Consider the following 16,485-nt stretch of genomic DNA (forward strand, 5'->3'; position numbering starts at 1 on the left):
CACCCCATGAGCTTCGCCGTACCCGAGCACGTCCGGCCGATCCGCGACGCCGTGCGCGCGTTCATGACCGAGCGCGTCGAACCGGCCGAGGAGGTGCTGCACGAGGGCGGGCCGCGGGCCGCCGCCACCATGGCCGGGCTGCGGGACGAGGCCAGAAAGGAGGGCCTGTGGGCCCTCGGCCACCCGCGCGAGCTGGGCGGCGGCGGGCTGCCGTTCCTCGACTACGTCTACGTCAACGAGGTCCAGGGCCGCAGCGAGTACGGGCAGCTCGCCCTCGGCACGTTCACCCTGCAGGACTCGCTCATGCTGCACGAGCACGCCTCCCCCGAGCAGCGCGAGCGCTACCTGGAGCCGCTGGTGCGCGGCGACATCTCGCCCAGCTTCGCGATGACCGAGCCGGAGGTCTCCAGCAGCGACCCCACCCAGCTCACCACCTCCGCCGTGCTCGACGGCGACGAATGGGTGATCAACGGGCACAAGTGGTTCACGACGGGCGCCTCGGTGGCGGCGTACACGACCGTGATGTGCCGGACGGAGCCGGACGCGCCGCCCCACCGGGCCTTCTCCATGATCCTCGTGCCGACGGACACGCCCGGCTACACGATCGTGCGCGAGACGCCGGTGCTCGGCCTCGGCGGCGCGCACTGCGAGGTGCGCTACGAGGACGTGCGGGTGCCGGCCGCGAACCTGCTGGGCGAGCGCGGGCACGGCTTCGTCATCGCGCAGCGGCGTCTCGGGCCCGGCCGGATCTTCCACTGCATGCGCTGGCTCGGGCAGGCGCAGCGGGCCTTCGACCTGATGTGCCGGCGGCTGCACGCGCGCACCGCCTTCGGCGAGCCGCTGGCGGCCAAGCAGCTCATGCGGCAGCACGTGTTCGACTCCTACACCGAGATCCAGGCCGCCCGCCTGCTCACCCTCCAGGCCGCCGAGGCCGTGGACGCCGGCTCGCAGGCCCGCGTCGAGATCGGCGCGATCAAGGTGGTGGGGGCGCGCATGCTGCACAACGTCATCGACCGGGCCGTCCAGGTGTACGGCGCGGCCGGCCTGACCCCCGACACGCCGCTGGACCGCATGTACCGGCACGCCCGCGCCGCGCGCGTCTACGACGGCCCCGACGAGGTGCACATCGACGCGGTCGGCCGCCGCCTGCTGGGCGCGTACGCGGCCGGCGACGCCTGGGAGTTCGGCCCCCGGTGAACCGCGTCGAGACGATCGTCCGCGAGGTGTACGGGCCGGACGCGGCCGTCCCGTACGCGGTCAGGCTGCCCGGCGGGGCCTCCAGGGAGACCTGGGCCCTGGACGTGGTCGTCCCGGGCGGCGACCGGCACGAGCTGGTGCTCCGGCTCGACGGGCCGGGGGGCGCCCTGGAGGCGGGGACGGGGCTGGCCGAGGAGGCGCGGCTGATGCGGGCGGCGGCCGACGCCGGGGTGCCGGTCCCGCACGTCGTGGCCGCCGCCGGGCCGTACGTCCTGATGAGCCGGATCCCCGGCGAGACCATCCCGCGCCGGATCCTGCGGGACGAGGCGTACCGGGAGGCCCGGCCGAGGCTGGCCGCCCAGTGCGGGCGGGCGCTGGCGGCGATCCACCGCATGCCGCTGTCCTGCCTGCCCGAGATCGGACGCGCGACCGAACCCGAACCCGCGACCGCCCCCAAGACCGCGCCCCTCGGGACCGCGCCCCTCGGGACCGCGACCGGGGCCGCGCCCGCGACCGCGCCGCAGGCCGTCCCCGCTGACCCGCTGCGCTTCTGGCGGGACGTGCTCGACCTGACCGGCCAGCCGCATCCCGTGTTCGAGCTGGCCCTGCGCAGGCTGGAGGCCGACCGGCCGCCCGCCGTCCCGGCGAGCGTCGTGCACGGCGACTTCCGCAACGGCAACCTGATCGTCGGCCCGGAGGGCGTCAGGGCCGTGCTCGACTGGGAGCTGGCCCACGCCGGCGACCCGCTGGAGGACCTGGGCTGGCTGTGCGTCAAGGCGTGGCGGTTCGGCTCGCCGCTGCCCGTGGGCGGGTTCGGCGGCTACGCCGAGCTGACCGCCGCCTACGAGGAGGCCGGCGGCCGGCCCGTCGACCTGGACGCGCTGCGCTGGTGGGAGACGTTCGGGGTGCTGAAGTGGGGGATCATCTGCGTCATGCAGACCATGCGGCACCTGCGCGGCGGCGCCTCCTCGGTGGAGCTGGCCGCCCTCGGCCGCCGCGCCTGCCAGAACGAGTGGGACCTGCTCGGCCTGCTGACCTGACCGGGCCGCCGATCGGTCGGTCCGCCAGGCCCTCAGCCGCCGGCGACGGCCGCCGCGATCACGTCCACCAGCCCCTCCACCACCTGCGCGCGGTCGACCTCCGGATGCTCCAGCCACCAGTCGCCCGTCGTCTGGACCATGCCGACGAACGCGTGGCCGAGCACCTGCGCCCGCACCGGGTCGGCCACCACCCGCTCGTCGGCCAGCACCCGCCCCAGCTCCTCGCCCAGGCCGCGCACGAGCGAGGTCATGTGGGAGCGGATGCGGGTGTCCTCGGCGCTGGCCCGGTGGAACAGGAAGCGGTAGAGGTCGAGGTTGGCCGAGATCAGGTCGAGATAGACGCCGATGGCGGCGCGGGCGCGGGCCCGCAGGTCGGTGCCGGGCCCGGCGAACTGCGGGCGGAGCTGGGCGATGACCGTGCGCACGTGGCGGTCGGCCAGCGCCTGGTACAGGCCGCTCTTGTCGCCGAAGTGGCGGTAGAGGACGGGTTTGGTGATGCCGGCCTCGGCGGCGATGGCCGCCATCGACACCTCGGGGCCCTCGGCCAGGATGGCTCGGTCGGCGGCGTCGAGCAGCGCCCTGCGCCGGTCGGGGTCCCGTCTGCTCATCTGCTCAGGATAGATCGCAGACGACGCGGCAGCAGCGCCGAGAAGACCAGTAACGCGCCGGTGTAGGCGTACAGGCCGGTCGCCCCGGCGAGGGTGCCGGGCGGCTCGGCCCACGGCGGCTCCCACAGGCCGGGCAGCGCGCCCGCCAGGCCGATCGCGGCCCGCAGGTCGAGGGCGAACAGCACGCCCGCCACCGCCAGCGGCAGCCCGCAGGCCAGCGCGGCGGCGGGCCAGGCGGCCAGCACCGCGACGATCAGGGCCGCCGCCGCCAGCAGCCCCGGCCCTGCGGGGGCAGGGGCGAAGGCCGCCTGCCCGGCCCGCAGCGCTCTGGCGCCCGCCTCGGTCAGGTAGTAGACGGGGGGAACGGCGGCCAGGCCCACGCCGACGCCGATCAGAACTCGTACCTCACCGGTCACAGAGGCCATCGTCCCCCGCTCACGGACGGCTCACGCGGCGGTTAGGTTTTTGGGCATGAAGAACACCGGCACAGGCCCAGGCGCCATCACCCCCGACGGATCCCCGGTCGAGTTCTACACCCTCCTCCAGCCCGGCCGCGACGCCGACGTCGTCATCCAGGAGACCCCGCCGGGCGGGTCCGTCCTGGAGCTCGGCGCCGGTGTCGGCAGGGTCACCCACGCGCTCGTCGAGGCCGGGTTACAGGTCGTGGCCGTGGACGAGTCCCCCGAGATGCTGGCGCACGTGCGCGGGGCCGAGACCGTGCACGCGCGGCTCCAGGACCTGCGGCTCGACCGGCGCTTCGACACCGTCACGCTGGCCTCCCAGCTCGTCAACGTGGTCGACGCGGAGGTCAGGCGGTCCTTCCTGGCGGCGTGCGCGCGGCACGTCAAGCCGGGCGGGGCGGTGCTCGTCCAGTGGATGACGGCCGAGCGGCACGACGGCTGGCGGGCCGGCTCGGGCAGGAAGGACGGCGACGTCACGATCACCCTGGCGGAGGTCGGGGAGATCTCCCCCGGCGTGTTCGCGGCGACCATGCGCTACGAGCACGGCGACCGGGTCTGGACCCAGTCGTTCACCTCGCGCCGCATGACCGACGACGAGCTGGCCGACGCCCTGGCCGCCGAGGGGCTGCGGCTGGAGCGGTTCGTCACCGAGGACCGCATGTGGTTCCTGGCCCGGCCCTTTACATCGTAGATTTCGGTGTAAATACTGGGAAATACTGGAACTGTTGATACCCTCGCGCCATGAGTGACCCGCTGGACGAGCTGGAGCGGCGGATCGACGGGCTCCGGGCCGGCGTGCGCAAGGCCATGCGCGTCAGGGACGGCGCGACGGCCCGCGTCCTGCGCGCCGAGCTGCGCGCCGCCGAGCGCGCCTGGGACGCCCTGGTGAGCGGCGAGCAGCCGCGCGCCGGGGCGGAGGGCCCCCGGCTGGTCACCGTGCGCGAGCAGGTGCACCAGGCGCTCGCGCTGCTCGGGGCCGCCGCGCAGCCGCGCCTGGTGGTGGCGGTCAGCGGCGCGTTCTTCGCCGGCACCATCCGCAGCGCCCAGCTCACCAGCCTGCGCCGCGACGAGGAGCGCTCGTTCCGGTCCACGCCGCACGGCAGGCCGTACTACCTGTGCGCGGCGCTGACCGACCGCCTCTCCCCCGCCCGCGGCCTGCTGACGCTCAGCACCTGGCCGCTGGAGCGGCGGGTGGTCGGCCCGCTCAGCCCCCGCGTCGACTTCCTGACCTGCGCCATCGCGGTGGCCTCGCACGACGGCGAGGACGAGCGGGCCCTGCGCTTACTGGCGCGGATGGCCAGGAACGTGCCCGGCGCCACGGCCACCGACCTCGGCCCGCCCGACCGCCGGCGGATCGCCGAGGCGGCCAGGGCCGAGCTGGCGGTGCACGCAGAACGCGACACGCGCGACCGCGCCGAGCTGGCACGACGCGCCACATCCCAGCTCGGTGACGTGGCCAGGCTCTTCGGCGCCGCTACGCTGGGCACGATCAAGGAGGAGACAGCGACGTGAGCGGCTTGAGACGCGAGGACGGCCCGGCCCACCGGCTCGACGCGCTGCGCGGCACGACGCCGCCCAAGCCGCACGACGCCAGAGCGATCGCGGCCCTGGCCGCCAACCCCGGCTGCACCCGCCGCGCCCTCATGGACGGCGCCGGCGTCGACAAGGACGCCGCCGCCCGCCACCTGGGCTTCCCCGCGCCGTTCGGCCAGTCGCCGTTCGCGATCACCCGCGGGAACGCGTTCGAGGCGCTGGTCAAGGCCGACGGCTGCGCCGAGCTGCTGCGCATGCTGCGCGAGGTGCTGGACCTGCCGGTCGCCGAGGTGGCCTACCACGACGTGGAGAACGTCGGCGCCCACCTGCGCCACACCCACACCCGCGCCCTGTTCGACCGGGCGGCGCGCGGCGACCAGGACGCCGGCACGCTGTTCGACCACCCGCTGCTCAGCCTGGAGATCGCCGGCCACACCGCGTTCCTCGAACCGGACGTGGTGGCCTTCCAGCTCGGCGGGCGCTTCCACGTGGTGGAGATCAAGTCGTTCGCGGTGGTCGACGGGCAGGCCGAGCCGGCCGCGGTGGCCGCCGCCGCCCGTCAGGCCGCCGTCTACGTGCTGGCGCTGCGCACGATGCTGGCGGAGCTGGGGCACGACCCGCTCACCGTCTCCCACGACGTGGTGCTGGTGTGCCCCGAGAACTTCGCCAACCGGCCGGTGGCGACCCTGGTCGACGTGCGCAGGCAGCTCGCGGTGCTGCGCCGTCAGCTCACCCGGATGACCGGCCTGGACCGGCTGCTCGCCGCGCTGCCCGAGGACCTCAGCTTCGACCTGCGGCCCGGCGAGGACGGCCGGCCCACCCGCCCGGTGGCCGAGCTGGCCGACGCGCTGCGCAGGACCACCGCCCGCTACGCGCCCGACTGCCTGTCCGCGTGCGACCTGTGCTTCTTCTGCCGCGACGAGGCCCGCCAGGAGGGCGCCTCCGACCTGCTCGGCCGCCAGGTGCGCGACGAGCTGGGCGGGGTCGCCTCGGTGGCCGAGGCGCTGGGCCTGGCCGACGGCCTGCGCGACCCGGCCGACGGCCAGGAGGAGATCGCCGGCCTGCTCCGCAACGCCGAACGCCTGCGCAGGGAGTGCCTCAGTTGAGCCTGCTCACCTCGCTCGCCCGGCTGCGCGCCCTGCGGGAGGGCATCGCCCAGCCCGTCGCCACGGTCCGCCACTGCCACGTGGGCGCGCGGCCGATGGTGTTCATCCCGCTCAAGCTGTCGGGCGAGGCCGCCGCGCCGCTGGCCGCCATGCTCGGCACCGACCGCGACCGGCCGCGCCTGCTCGTCGTCACCCAGCCGCGCAACCGTGACCTGCGCTTCGCCTGGGCCGCCGAGCTGGCCGGGGTGCTGCTGCCGTACGTCGAGGGGTTCACCGCCGACACCGAGACGGTGGAGCGCAAGAACGCAGACCCCTACGAGCGGGCGCTCGACGCGCCGCAGCTCGTCGTGCCGAACCAGGCGGGCGTCGGCTTCACCAGGCTGCTCGGCCGCTCCACGCGCTTCCGCAGGCCCGACGGGCCCTACCCGGTGCCGCCCGAGGTGCCGCTGCTGGGGCGGTGGCTGACGTACTTCGCCGAGCGGGCGGCCTACCCGGGCTCGTCGCTGACGCTGGCCGCCACCGAGGAGCTGGCCCGCCACTGGGCCAGCGGGCAGAGCGCGCTGGAGGACGCCAACCTGGCCGCGCTGCTGTCCTGGATCACCCAGGGGCCTTCCGACGACGCCGAGGACCCGCTGATCTGGCCGCCGGCCGGGCCCGCGACCGATCCGGGCTTCGACGCCGAGGTGCTCGCGCCGGCCATCGAGAGCGAGTCGCCGGAGCGGGTCGCCGAGGCGCTGCGCACCCAGCTCGAACCCACCTGGCGGCTGATGTGGCAGGCGCTCGACCTGCTGGCCGGGCTGGAGCCGGGCGCGAGCGTGGCCCAGCGCTGGGAGCAGGACCGCGGCTCGTTCAGCGCCATGGCCGCGCACATCGCCGAGGGCGCGCCGCCGCAGGCCAGGCGCGACGGCGCGGTGGCCGCCGCGGCCAAGCTGGCCCGCATGGAACGTGCCCAGGCCGCCTACGACGTGCAGCGCGCCTACGACGACCCGCTGGTGATGGCCGAGTACCGGCTGACCGGCGAGGCGTTCGCCGGCGAGGTGATCGAGACCGTCCCCGACAACGTCGAGGGCGAGGGCCGCTCGCGCAAGCTGCGTCCGCTGGTGGTGCTCAAGACCGACGACCCGGTACGCCTGCCGCCCGGCGCCTCGCTCGGCACCCCGCAGCGCCGCGGCCAGGGCGCCGAGCTGGTCGAGGCGCACGGCGGGCTGATCACCCTGAAGATCACCAAGGGCATGGGCCGGGGGAAGACGCCCGCCCCCGGCGCCGTGCCGGAGATCGGCGAGCGGGTCTGCTACACCTCGCTGACCGACGACTTCCAGGGCTCTCCGGCGCTGCCCGAGGCCGAGGCCACGCCGTGGACGCACGGCGGGCCGCCGCAGGAGTACATCCCCGACGACGAGGACGCCCAGGAGGAATGGTCGTGAGCGAGAGCCCGGAGCAGGTGATCGCGAACGTCCTGGCCGACCTGCCCAGGAACCGCGGCGTCGTGGTCGACTCCCCGCCGGGCGCGGGCAAGTCCACGCTGGTCGTGCGGGCCGCCGCGCACATCGCCGCCACCGGCGAGCCGCTGATGATCGTCGCCCAGACGAACGAGCAGGTCGACGACCTGGTGGCCCGCATCTCCGACAAGCACCCGCAGCTGAAGGTCGGACGGCTGTCGGCCGGCGGGTACGTGCCCCACCCGCGCATGCTGGAGCTGGCCGGCGTCACCGTCGGCACCAGGATCCAGGATCTCGGCGACCCCGACATCGTCATCGCCACGGCCGACAAGTGGGCGTGGATCTCCGGCCGGGTGTGGCCGTGGGCGATCGTGGACGAGGCGTACCAGATGCGCTCGGACAAGCTGCTGCGCATCGCGGGGCTGTTCGAGCGGGCGCTGTTCGTCGGCGACCCCGGGCAGCTCGACCCGTTCTCGATCGTCGACGGCGACCGCTGGTCGGGGTTGTCGTGGGACCCGTTGCAGAGCGCGGTGGCGGTGCTGCTGCGGCACAACCCGGAGCTGCCGGTCCACCGGCTGCCGGTGTCCTGGCGGCTGCCCGCCTCGGCCGCGCCGGTGGTGTCGAAGGCGTTCTACCCGTTCACCGGGTTCCGGTCGGGCACCTCGGCGGGCGACCGGCGGCTTGAGCTGACCGCGGGCGGCATGGGCACCGTGCACGACCGCGCGCTGGAGGAGGCCGCCCGGTCGGGGTGGGCGCTGCTGGAGCTGCCCGAGCGGCACACCGTGCGCACCGACGGCGAGGCCGTGCAGGCCGTGGCGCTGTTGGCGGCGCGGCTGCTGCAGCGCGGCGCCGTGGCCGCCTCCGAGCAGGGCGAGCGGCCGGTGACCGCCGACCGGATCGCGGTCGGGGCGGCCCACCGCGACCAGGTGGCCGCGATCAGGAACGCCGGGCTGCCGCCGGAGATCACCGTGGACACCGCCAACCGCCTCCAGGGCCGCGAGTACGACGTGACGATCGTGCTGCACCCGCTGTCGGGCCGCCGCGACGCCACCGCCTTCCACCTGGAGTCGGGGCGGCTGTGCGTGCTGGCCTCACGCCACCGGCACGCCTGCGTGATGGTGGCGCGGGCGGGCATCGCCGAGCTGCTGGACGCCCACCCGTCGGCCGAGCCGGTGCAGCTCGGGGTGCCGGTGAAGTTCCCCGACGGCTGGGAGGCCAACCAGTCGGTGCTGGAGCACCTGGCCCGCCACCGGGTCTAGCGGGAGCCGGTGCCGGGACGGCGTCAGAGGCGGCGCCGCCAGACGTCGATTGCCAGCACGCGGCGCATGCCCGCCGACTCGTACAGGCCCAGTGCGGGGGTGGTGTTGTTGCTGTCCACGTGCAGGATCGTGCCCTTGCGGCCTCTGGCGGCGTCGGCGGCGAAGGCGTGCCGGAGCAGGAAGCGGCCCAGGCCCCGGCCGCGGAAGCGCGGGTGCACGGCGAGCGTGGCGACGTAACCGCAGTCTTCGTCGGGGACGAACTGGTTGCTGCCGATCAGCACGCCGGCGGGCTCCCCGTCGATCCTGGCCAGGGTGAGCTGGCTCCAGTCGGTGACGCTCATGGCCTGGCGGCGCTCGTACCAGTGGTCGTAGTCGACCGGGACGAAGCCGAAGTGCTCGGCGAAGCCGATCTGGTGCACCGCGTGCGCGGCCCGGCGGGTCTCCTCGTCCTCGCCCGTGTGCAGGGTGAGGCCGGGCGGCGGGGCGGGCGGCTCGACGGGGGCCGCGTGGTCGGCGCGCATGCGGTGGAAGCTGGTGCCGGGCTCGAAGCCCTGTTCCTTGGCGTAGGACTGCTTGTCCTGGTCGACGCGGTAGATGCCGATGTCGAGGGTGACGCCGTCGTGGCCGCGCTCGGCGCCGAGCTCGCGGGCGCGGGCGGTGACCGTGCGCCACAGCTCCTGCCGCAGGTCGTCCAGGTCGTCCAGGCCGGGGCGGGTGACGACCTCGATGTTGACCAGGTCGCTGTCGCCCACCCGGCAGGCCCAGGCCCAACCGGTCGGGCGGCCGGTCTCGTCGTGGGCCAGCCAGCCGTCCCTGTCGAGGTCGAAGCCCGGCTCGGCCAGCTCGTCGGCGATGTCGTCGAGCGTCATGTCGGGCGACCCGATGACGTCGGTGTCGTAGGCCGCGACCAGCTCGTGGATGGCCGCGGCGTCGTCGACCCGGGGGCGGCGCAAGATGTGCATGGGCAGGATTGTGCACACTTCGCCCACCCCGGCGCCTCCCATTTTTCCCGGGGTGGCTAGGCTGGCCGGGTGGTCGACAGGAAGCCGCTGCACATCGAGGTCGCCACGCCCGACGCGACGACCGTCGCGCTCGCCCTGTCCGGCGACCTCGACTACGAGTCCGTCAGCCGGCTGGGCGACCTCCCCGTCCCCGCGGGCATCACCGCGATCGACGTCGACCTGTCCCGGCTGACCTTCGTCGACTCCTCCGGCCTGGCCGGGCTCGTCCGCCTCCAGCTGCGGGCCGCGGACGCCGGCGCCGTGGTGCGGGTGGTGGCGCTGACGCCCTATCTGCGCAGCCTGTTCCAGCTGACGGCGATCGACCGGCTGTTCAGCCTGCCGCCGGGCTGACCGCCTCCTGCGCGGCCGCCTCCGTGGGAGCGCCGCCGCGCAGCGGGATCTCCTTGATGAGGGCCGCCAGCACCGGCACCACGACGGCGAAGGCGATGGCCCACCAGAACACGCCGGAGATCGAGGTCGCCAGCGACTCCAGGATCCCGGTGCGCATCTGCACGGGGAGCTGTTCGAGCTGCTTGGGATCCATCCTGGCGCCGCCGCCCGAGGTCATGCGCTCGGCCGCCTGGGCGCCGAACCGGCCGGTCAGCTCCGACAGGTAGTGGTTGTTGAAGATCGCGCCGAACAGCGAGACGCCGAACGAGCCGCCGATCGACCGGAAGAACGTGGTGGCGCTGCTGGAGACGCCGAGGTCCTTCTGCTCGACGCTGTTCTGCGCGATGAGCATGGTGGTCTGCATGAGGAAGCCCATGCCGAGGCCGAGCACGGCGATGTAGATGCCGGTCTGCCAGGAGGCCGTGTGGACGTCCATCGTGGACAGCAGCCACATGCCGGCGGCCATGCCGACGCCGCCGATGATCGGGTAGATCTTGTACTTGCCGGTGCTGGTGATGGCCTTGCCGACGAACAGCGACACGACCATGGCCGCGGCCATCATGGGCAGCAGCAGCAGGCCGGAGTTCGTGGCCGTGGCGCCCTGCACCGTCTGCTGGAACAGCGGCAGGAAGTTGATCGCGCCGAACATGGCGAAGCCGAGCAGGAAGCCGATGCCCGAGATCAGGGTGAAGTTGCGGTTGCGGAACAGCTGCAGCGGCATGATGGGCTCGGCCACGCGGCGCTCGACCACGATGAACCCGGCCAGGAAGACCACGGCGACCGCGATCAGGGTGAGGATCTGCCAGGAGCCCCAGGTGTACTCGTTGCCGCCCCAGGTGGTGATGAGCACCATCGCGGTGATGCTGACCGACAGCAGGACCGCGCCCGCCCAGTCGATGCGCACCTTGTTGTGCGTCCGCGGGAGGTGGAGGTTGAGCACGAGCAGGACCAGCGCGACGGCGCCGACCGGCAGGTTCACGTAGAAGGCCCAGCGCCAGTCGAGGTGGTCGGTGATGAAGCCGCCGACCAGCGGGCCGGCGATCATCGCCAGCGACATGACGCCGGCCATGATGCCCTGGTACTGGCCGCGCTCGCGGGGCGGGACCAGGTCGCCGATGATGGCCATGACGTTGACCATCAGGCCGCCGGCGCCCAGGCCCTGGATCGCGCGGAAGGCGATCAGCTCGGTCATGCCGTCGGCCGGGCCGCCGAGCATGGAGGAGCCGGCCATGCCGCACAGCGCGGAGCCGATCATGAAGATGACGACCGAGGTGATGAAGATGGTCTTGCGGCCGTACAGGTCGCCGATCTTGCCCCAGATCGGCGTCGAGACGGTCGTGCCCAGGACGTAGGCGGTCACCACCCACGACAGATGGGTCAGGCCCCCTAACTCGCCCACGATGCGCGGCATGGCCGTGCCCACGATCATGTTGTCCAGCATGGCCAGCACCATGGCCAGCATCAGGCCCGGCAGGACGACCATGACCTCGCGGCGCCGTCCGACTGCCTCCGCCACTGCACACCCCCAGTTGTGATCTTGCTTACTTGCCGACCGGCAAGCTTAGAATAAGCTAGATACTTACTTGCCGACCGTCAAGTCGAAATCAAGGTGCAAAGTGCGGGAAGACACGCGGGCGCGGATCCAGGAGATCGCGCTGAAACTCTTCACGGAGCAGGGTTACGAGGCGACCTCGCTGCGCGAGATCGCGGAAGAGCTGGGCGTGACCAAGGCCGCGCTGTACTACCACTTCAAGACCAAGGAGGACATCATCGGCAGCCTGGTCGACCTCCGGGTCGCCGAGCTGCAGGAGCTGCTGGAGTGGGCCAGGAACGCACCGAAGACCCCCGAGACCCGCCGCGAGCTGCTCGAACGCTACGCCGAACGGCTGCGCCAGCCCCGCTACCTGGCCGTCGCCCGCTTCCTGGAGAGCAACCAGACGGCGATGCGCAACCATCCCCAGCTCGCCAAGATGCGCGACACGATGATGGAGCTCACCGCCGAGATGAGCGACGCCGGCGCCACGCCCACCGAGCGCATCAGCCGCTCGCTGGCGCTGTTCGCGCTGCACGCGGGCAAGTGGCTGTCGATGGCCGGCGAGGGGCTGACCGAGGAGGAGATCGACAAGGCGTGCATGGAGGTGGCGCTGCGGCTCGTGGAGCAGTAGCGACCCCTGTGGCGCTTCGGCGGCGCGCCGGACGATTGGCGCGCGGGATCCGGGGCAGAAGGCTCGCACGCATCCAGACGGGAGGAGACGCAGTGGAGGCGACGATAGCGCTCCGACTGCCCAGGGATGCGGCGAGCGTCCCGCTGATCAGGCAGATGCTGGACGGCACGCTGCGGTCGCTCGGCGTCGAGGCCCAGATTCGCGACGACATCGAGTTGATGCTGACCGAGGCGTGCGCGAACGTGGTCAAGCACGCCACGCCCAGCGACGACTACACCGTCAGCGCCTGCGTGCACGACGACCTGTGCGTCATCAAGGTCGTCGACACGGGGGGCGGTTTCGATCCGAACAAGGTGATCGAACCCGGCCCGGGGGCCGAGCACGGCCGCGGACTGCAGATCATGCGCGCGCTCGCCGACGACATCCGGTTCACCAACGTGCGCGAGAACGGGGCGATGGTCTGCCTGGAGAAGAAGTTGCGCTTCACCCCCGGGGCGGCGGGACAGCATCTCATCGCCAGGTGACCCGCACACCGGGGCCGGGCCGTCGCGTCAGCGGCGGCCCGGCCCTTTTTCACTTCTCGTTTCTCAGTGTTCGTTGCCGGAGACGGCGGTCGTAGTGAGGCCGGCGGGCCTGCGAACGCGGGCGCTCCGGCCGGGACGGCTCACGTCGGGACGCCGGTCGCCCCCGCGGATCACGGGCGTGAGCCGGAGACGGCGGCTCACCAGGGGCGTGCCGCCGCTCAGCTTCGCCCGCAGCCGCGCGGGTGCCTCGGGGGCGCTGAGTTTCAGCGTCAACCGTGACCCTCGGCGGGTCAGCCGCCGCCACAACGTGTGCCAGTCGACCATCGTTCCGGCCAGCGCGCCCATCGCCAGCATCGCGACCACCGCGATGACCAGGACGGCCAGGACGATGAGGACGAAGACGATCACCAGGGAGCCGATCGTACCGAGGACTGTCAACATTGGGCGAAAAGTGCCCGCTCACCAGCGAATTATGCCAATTTTTTGGGATAGATCGGTCTTACTCAGCAATCCCGGTGGACTGATCCAGCCGTCCGGGCAGGAGGTCGAGCCGGCGCAGTATCACGCCCTCGCGCAGCGCCCACGGGCACACCTCCAGCCGCTCCACCTCGAACAGGTCCATGGCCGCGTCGGCCACCAGCGCCCCGGCGGCCAGTTGCGCGGCCCGGCCCTCGGACACCCCGGACAGCGCGGCCCGCTCGGCGGAGCTCATGCCGGTCAGCCGGGCCGCCCAGGACGCCATGTCGGCGCGGGAGAGCGCGCGCGAGACGTACGGGCCCTCGCTGGAGGCCGGCGCGCCGGCGATCCTGGCGAGCTGCTTGAAGGTCTTGGAGGTGGCCACCGCGCGGTCGGGCTCGCCGTACCTGGCCACGTCGCCGACCGTGCGGGCGATCTCCGTGCGGACGTGCTTGCGCAGCTTGCGCACCTCCTCGGCGGAGGGCGGGTCGCCGGTGAACCAGTCGCGGGTCAGCCGCCCGGCGCCGAGCGGCAGCGACACCGCGACGTCCGGCTCCTCGTCCACCCCGGCGGCGATCTCCAGCGAGCCGCCGCCGATGTCGAAGGCCAGCAGCCGCCCGGACGACCACCCGAACCACCGGCGCACCGCGAGGAACGTCAGCCGGGCCTCGTCACGCCCGGACAGCACCGCGATGTGCACGCCGCAGCGCTCGTCGATCTCGGCGAGCACCTGCTCGCCGTTGGCCGACTCGCGCACGGCAGAGGTGGCGAAGGCGAGCAGGTCCTCCACCCCCTTGTCCTCGGCCAGGCGCACCGCCTCCTCGACGAACGCGCCGAGCCGTTCGATGCCCTCGGGCGCGAGCCGGTTGTCCGCACCCAGGTACCGGGTGAGGCGCAGCTCTTCCTTGTGGGAGTAGGCGGGCATGGGCCGCGCGCCCCGGTGGGCGTCGACGACGAGTAAATGGACGGTGTTCGAGCCGATGTCCAGCACGCCTAGTCGCATGGGAAAACGCTACCGGTCTGCGGCTTTTCGGGCGAAGCCGGCTCTGCCCCCGGCCGAGCCGGGCGGGCCGGGCGGCCGGCCGTGTGCCCGGTCAAGGCGGGCCGGGCGCGCGGCGAACACGCCCGGCGGCCGGACCGGGCACACGGGCTTCCGCCGCGCGGCCATAGTCTGATCGCATGTCACGAACCCTGCGACTGCTGATCACCGGCGGCGGCACCGGCGGTCACACCTATCCGGCCCTGACGACCCTGTCGGCCGTCCAGCGACGTCAGGTGCCGCACGACGTGCTGTGGGTGGGCACGGAGAACGGCCTGGAGGCCCGGATCACGGCCGAGCACGGCATCCCGTTCAAGGCGATCACCACGGGCAAGCTGCGCCGCCGTCCGAACCTCAAGGAGCTCGGCACCAACATCGCCGACGTGTTCCGCATCCCCGTCGGGGTGTTCCAGGCGGTGGGGCACGCCGCCCGCTACCTGCCCGACGTGGTGCTGTCCACCGGCGGGTACGTCGCGGTGCCGATCGGCGTGGCGGCCAAGCTGATCCGCCGCCCGCTGGTCATGCACGAGCAGACGACCGTGGTGGGCCTGGCCAACCGCATCCTGGCCCGGCTGGCGACCCGGATCGCGCTGTCGCACGAGTCGTCGCTGGAGTACCTGCCGCCGTCGGCGCGGGCGAAGGCCGTGGTGACCGGCAACCCGGTGCGTCCGGAGCTGCTGCAGGGCAACCGGGCGGCGGCCTACGACCTGTTCGGGCTGACGTTCGAGGTGCCGCTGATCTACGTGACCGGCGGGGCGCAGGGCAGCAAGCAGATCAACACGCTGATCGCCGAGATCCTGCCGCGGTTGTTGCCGCACGCGCAGGTCGTCCACCAGTGCGGGCCGGCCTGGATCGACCAGATGCGGGCGGTCGAGGTGCCGCCCGGCCTGGCCGACCGTTACCACCCGGTGCCGTACGTGGGGACCGAGCTGCCCGACCTGTTCGCCGCGGCCGACGTGGTGATCTCGCGCAGCGGCGCGGGCACGGTGTCGGAGCTGACCGCGATCGGCAAGCCGTCGCTGCTGATCCCGCTGATCCCGACCGGGGGCGACGAGCAGCGCAAGAACGCCGGCTACCTGGTCTCGGCGGGGGCCGCGCGGGCGCTGCTGGAGCCGCGGCCGACGGCCGAGCAGCTGCTGGCCGAGCTGATGCCGATGCTGGCCGATCCCGGGCTGCGCGCGGCGATGGGGCAGGCGGCGGGCAAGCTGGGCCGCCTCGACGCCGCCGACGCCCTGTGCGACCTGCTCCTGGAGGCCGCCCACGGCGGCGCCCACCCGCCGCACGGCCAGAGCGGGCAGGGTGGTCAGGGCTTCGGGGTCCAGGGCGGTCAGGGGTCCCGGGGGCCCGGCTCCAGGTAGCGGAAGGCCTCGTGGGCGGAGCTGACGCTCCGCCTCAGCGCCTGGTCCAGGCGGTCGGCGTCCTCGGTCAGGCGGGTCAGCTCGTCCATCGCGGCGTCGTCCGCGCCGGTCTCGGCGACGAGCTCCTCGTACTCGTGCAGCCGCGCGCGCAGCTCGGCGATCTGCTGCCGGGCCCGGTAGGCGCGTTCGGCCTCGGTCACGTTGGCGGCGTACCGCTCCAGCGCCTCCACCCGGGCCACGACGGCCTGCTCGCTGCTGTCCAGCGCCCTGGTGAGGGGTTCGGCCACGGCCGCGACCTCGGGCGCGCTCTCCCCCGACAGGGTCTGCCGGTGCCTGGCGCGCAGGCCGGACAGCTTGGCCAGCAGGCGGGCGATCTCCCACTCCTGGGCGGGCAGCATCACCGCGTTGCGCACGTCGTCCAGCAGCCCTTCGAGGTTGACCCGCGACTGCGAGACCGTGGCGACCGCCCGCTGGGCCCGGCGCAGCAGCCTGCGCGAGGACTCGTCGAGGTCGTCGAGGAGCACGTACCGGCCCTCGTGCCGGACGGCCTGGGCGTGCACCCGCCGTTCGTGCTCGGCCTCCTCGCCCTCCGGCGTCTCGGTGCGGACGAACGTCACGATCATCAGCGGGACGGCGAGGAGCACGAGCACCAGCGGCCCCAGGGAGCGGCCGAGCCCTCCGGCGCCCAGCAGCAGGCCGAGGCAGACGGTCGCCCCGCAGACCGCGCCGAGCCGCCAGTACGGCCCGGCGGGCAGGCCCGGACCGTCCGGGACCCAGCCCCTGCGCGCCCTGAGCAGCAGCCGCCGGTTGTCCCTGAGCAGCCGCGCGTCGGCCGGCGGCACGCCGGGATCGACGATGACGTCGGCCATGATGTCGGATCGGATGGGGATTCACCTCCTGCGAGGGCGG

General features: G+C 73.4%; 18 protein-coding genes. 11 read left to right on the forward strand and 7 right to left on the reverse strand.

The genetic code is table 11. The features are described from left to right. The first annotated feature begins 6 nt into the window (after positions 1-6). On the forward strand, positions 7-1,197 hold the full coding sequence (locus tag ABT158_RS04760) for an acyl-CoA dehydrogenase family protein (RefSeq protein ID WP_352350908.1): 1,191 nt from the start codon (positions 7-9) through the stop codon (positions 1,195-1,197). Next, the gene (locus ABT158_RS04765) at positions 1,194-2,237 is read left to right on the forward strand and encodes a phosphotransferase family protein (RefSeq protein ID WP_352350910.1); all 1,044 of its coding nucleotides are present in this window, start codon (positions 1,194-1,196) and stop codon (positions 2,235-2,237) included. The genes ABT158_RS04760 and ABT158_RS04765 overlap by 4 nt, the downstream gene beginning before the upstream one ends. Positions 2,238-2,269: 32 nt before the next feature. Here the strand turns inward: ABT158_RS04765 and ABT158_RS04770 are convergent, their stop codons facing one another. After that, the gene (locus tag ABT158_RS04770) at positions 2,270-2,845 is read right to left on the reverse strand and encodes a TetR/AcrR family transcriptional regulator (RefSeq protein ID WP_352350912.1); all 576 of its coding nucleotides are present in this window, start codon (positions 2,843-2,845) and stop codon (positions 2,270-2,272) included. Beyond that, positions 2,842-3,261 (reverse strand): hypothetical protein, encoded by a 420-nt coding sequence (locus ABT158_RS04775; RefSeq protein WP_352350914.1) that lies wholly within the window; start codon positions 3,259-3,261, stop codon positions 2,842-2,844. The genes ABT158_RS04770 and ABT158_RS04775 overlap by 4 nt, the downstream gene beginning before the upstream one ends. 55 nt (positions 3,262-3,316) lie before the next feature. On the opposite strand from ABT158_RS04775, the gene ABT158_RS04780 reads away from it, so the two are divergent. The 5 genes from ABT158_RS04780 to ABT158_RS04800 are packed head-to-tail and all read left to right on the forward strand — an operon-like array spanning position 3,317 to position 8,643. Then, positions 3,317-3,997 carry a class I SAM-dependent methyltransferase gene (locus tag ABT158_RS04780; RefSeq protein ID WP_352350916.1) on the forward strand — a complete coding sequence of 227 codons (681 nt, stop codon included), beginning with the start codon at positions 3,317-3,319 and terminating at the stop codon, positions 3,995-3,997. Between the two features lie 50 nt (positions 3,998-4,047). Next, on the forward strand, positions 4,048-4,818 hold the full coding sequence (locus tag ABT158_RS04785) for a hypothetical protein (protein ID WP_352350917.1): 771 nt from the start codon (positions 4,048-4,050) through the stop codon (positions 4,816-4,818). Then, positions 4,815-5,945, forward strand: coding sequence for a hypothetical protein (locus ABT158_RS04790; protein WP_352350919.1), 1,131 nt, complete (start codon positions 4,815-4,817; stop codon positions 5,943-5,945). The genes ABT158_RS04785 and ABT158_RS04790 overlap by 4 nt, the downstream gene beginning before the upstream one ends. After that, positions 5,933-7,369 (forward strand): hypothetical protein, encoded by a 1,437-nt coding sequence (locus tag ABT158_RS04795; RefSeq protein ID WP_352350921.1) that lies wholly within the window; start codon positions 5,933-5,935, stop codon positions 7,367-7,369. The genes ABT158_RS04790 and ABT158_RS04795 overlap by 13 nt, the downstream gene beginning before the upstream one ends. Next, positions 7,360-8,643: an AAA family ATPase gene (locus ABT158_RS04800; protein ID WP_352350923.1), complete on the forward strand. Its 1,284-nt coding sequence runs from the start codon at positions 7,360-7,362 to the stop codon at positions 8,641-8,643. Before ABT158_RS04795 ends, ABT158_RS04800 begins: the two co-directional genes overlap by 10 nt. 23 nt (positions 8,644-8,666) lie before the next feature. On the opposite strand, the gene ABT158_RS04805 is transcribed toward ABT158_RS04800, so the two are convergent. Further along, a complete protein-coding gene (locus ABT158_RS04805; protein WP_352350925.1) occupies positions 8,667-9,605 on the reverse strand; it encodes a GNAT family N-acetyltransferase in 939 nt (312 codons plus the stop codon). 69 nt (positions 9,606-9,674) lie between these two features. Between ABT158_RS04805 and ABT158_RS04810 the strand changes: the two genes are divergently transcribed. Then, a complete protein-coding gene (locus tag ABT158_RS04810; protein ID WP_352350926.1) occupies positions 9,675-9,995 on the forward strand; it encodes an STAS domain-containing protein in 321 nt (106 codons plus the stop codon). Here ABT158_RS04810 and ABT158_RS04815 read toward each other — a convergent pair. Then, complete coding sequence (locus ABT158_RS04815; RefSeq protein WP_352350928.1) at positions 9,976-11,550, reverse strand: MDR family MFS transporter; 1,575 nt, start codon at positions 11,548-11,550, stop codon at positions 9,976-9,978. The two genes, ABT158_RS04810 and ABT158_RS04815, sit on opposite strands and share 20 nt — an antisense overlap. A 100-nt stretch (positions 11,551-11,650) precedes the next feature. Between ABT158_RS04815 and ABT158_RS04820 the strand changes: the two genes are divergently transcribed. Together ABT158_RS04820 and ABT158_RS04825 are read left to right on the forward strand one after the other, a co-directional pair. Beyond that, positions 11,651-12,199 carry a TetR/AcrR family transcriptional regulator gene (locus tag ABT158_RS04820; protein ID WP_352330794.1) on the forward strand — a complete coding sequence of 183 codons (549 nt, stop codon included), beginning with the start codon at positions 11,651-11,653 and terminating at the stop codon, positions 12,197-12,199. A 92-nt stretch (positions 12,200-12,291) separates the two neighbouring features. Next, a complete protein-coding gene (locus ABT158_RS04825; RefSeq protein WP_352350930.1) occupies positions 12,292-12,723 on the forward strand; it encodes an ATP-binding protein in 432 nt (143 codons plus the stop codon). A 63-nt stretch (positions 12,724-12,786) separates the two neighbouring features. Here the strand turns inward: ABT158_RS04825 and ABT158_RS04830 are convergent, their stop codons facing one another. Beyond that, positions 12,787-13,164 carry a hypothetical protein gene (locus ABT158_RS04830; RefSeq protein WP_352350932.1) on the reverse strand — a complete coding sequence of 126 codons (378 nt, stop codon included), beginning with the start codon at positions 13,162-13,164 and terminating at the stop codon, positions 12,787-12,789. 58 nt (positions 13,165-13,222) lie between these two features. Continuing rightward, a complete protein-coding gene (locus ABT158_RS04835) occupies positions 13,223-14,182 on the reverse strand; it encodes a Ppx/GppA family phosphatase (protein ID WP_352350934.1) in 960 nt (319 codons plus the stop codon). Positions 14,183-14,358: 176 nt separating this feature from the next. Here ABT158_RS04835 and ABT158_RS04840 point away from each other — a divergent pair, with 176 nt between their 5' ends. Then, positions 14,359-15,576: a UDP-N-acetylglucosamine--N-acetylmuramyl-(pentapeptide) pyrophosphoryl-undecaprenol N-acetylglucosamine transferase gene (locus ABT158_RS04840; RefSeq protein ID WP_352350936.1), complete on the forward strand. Its 1,218-nt coding sequence runs from the start codon at positions 14,359-14,361 to the stop codon at positions 15,574-15,576. Here the strand turns inward: ABT158_RS04840 and ABT158_RS04845 are convergent. Further along, a complete protein-coding gene (locus tag ABT158_RS04845; protein WP_352350938.1) occupies positions 15,546-16,445 on the reverse strand; it encodes an HPF/RaiA family ribosome-associated protein in 900 nt (299 codons plus the stop codon). The two genes, ABT158_RS04840 and ABT158_RS04845, sit on opposite strands and share 31 nt — an antisense overlap. Between the last annotated feature and the right edge of the window lie 40 nt (positions 16,446-16,485).

Origin of the sequence: Nonomuraea sp. NPDC001636 (assembly GCF_040298265.1) — a bacterium.
In the GTDB taxonomy this organism is placed as follows: domain Bacteria; phylum Actinomycetota; class Actinomycetes; order Streptosporangiales; family Streptosporangiaceae; genus Nonomuraea.

Coding starts and splice junctions, on each gene's coding strand:
- ABT158_RS04760 (WP_352350908.1), top strand. CDS start 7: ATGAGCTTCGCCGTACCCGAGCACGTCCGGCCGATCCGCGACGCCGTG.
- ABT158_RS04770 (WP_352350912.1), bottom strand. CDS start 2,845: ATGAGCAGACGGGACCCCGACCGGCGCAGGGCGCTGCTCGACGCCGCC.
- ABT158_RS04780 (WP_352350916.1), top strand. CDS start 3,317: ATGAAGAACACCGGCACAGGCCCAGGCGCCATCACCCCCGACGGATCC.
- ABT158_RS04785 (WP_352350917.1), top strand. CDS start 4,048: ATGAGTGACCCGCTGGACGAGCTGGAGCGGCGGATCGACGGGCTCCGG.
- ABT158_RS04800 (WP_352350923.1), top strand. CDS start 7,360: ATGGTCGTGAGCGAGAGCCCGGAGCAGGTGATCGCGAACGTCCTGGCC.
- ABT158_RS04805 (WP_352350925.1), bottom strand. CDS start 9,605: ATGCACATCTTGCGCCGCCCCCGGGTCGACGACGCCGCGGCCATCCAC.
- ABT158_RS04830 (WP_352350932.1), bottom strand. CDS start 13,164: ATGTTGACAGTCCTCGGTACGATCGGCTCCCTGGTGATCGTCTTCGTC.
- ABT158_RS04835 (WP_352350934.1), bottom strand. CDS start 14,182: ATGCGACTAGGCGTGCTGGACATCGGCTCGAACACCGTCCATTTACTC.
- ABT158_RS04840 (WP_352350936.1), top strand. CDS start 14,359: ATGTCACGAACCCTGCGACTGCTGATCACCGGCGGCGGCACCGGCGGT.
- ABT158_RS04845 (WP_352350938.1), bottom strand. CDS start 16,445: ATGGCCGACGTCATCGTCGATCCCGGCGTGCCGCCGGCCGACGCGCGG.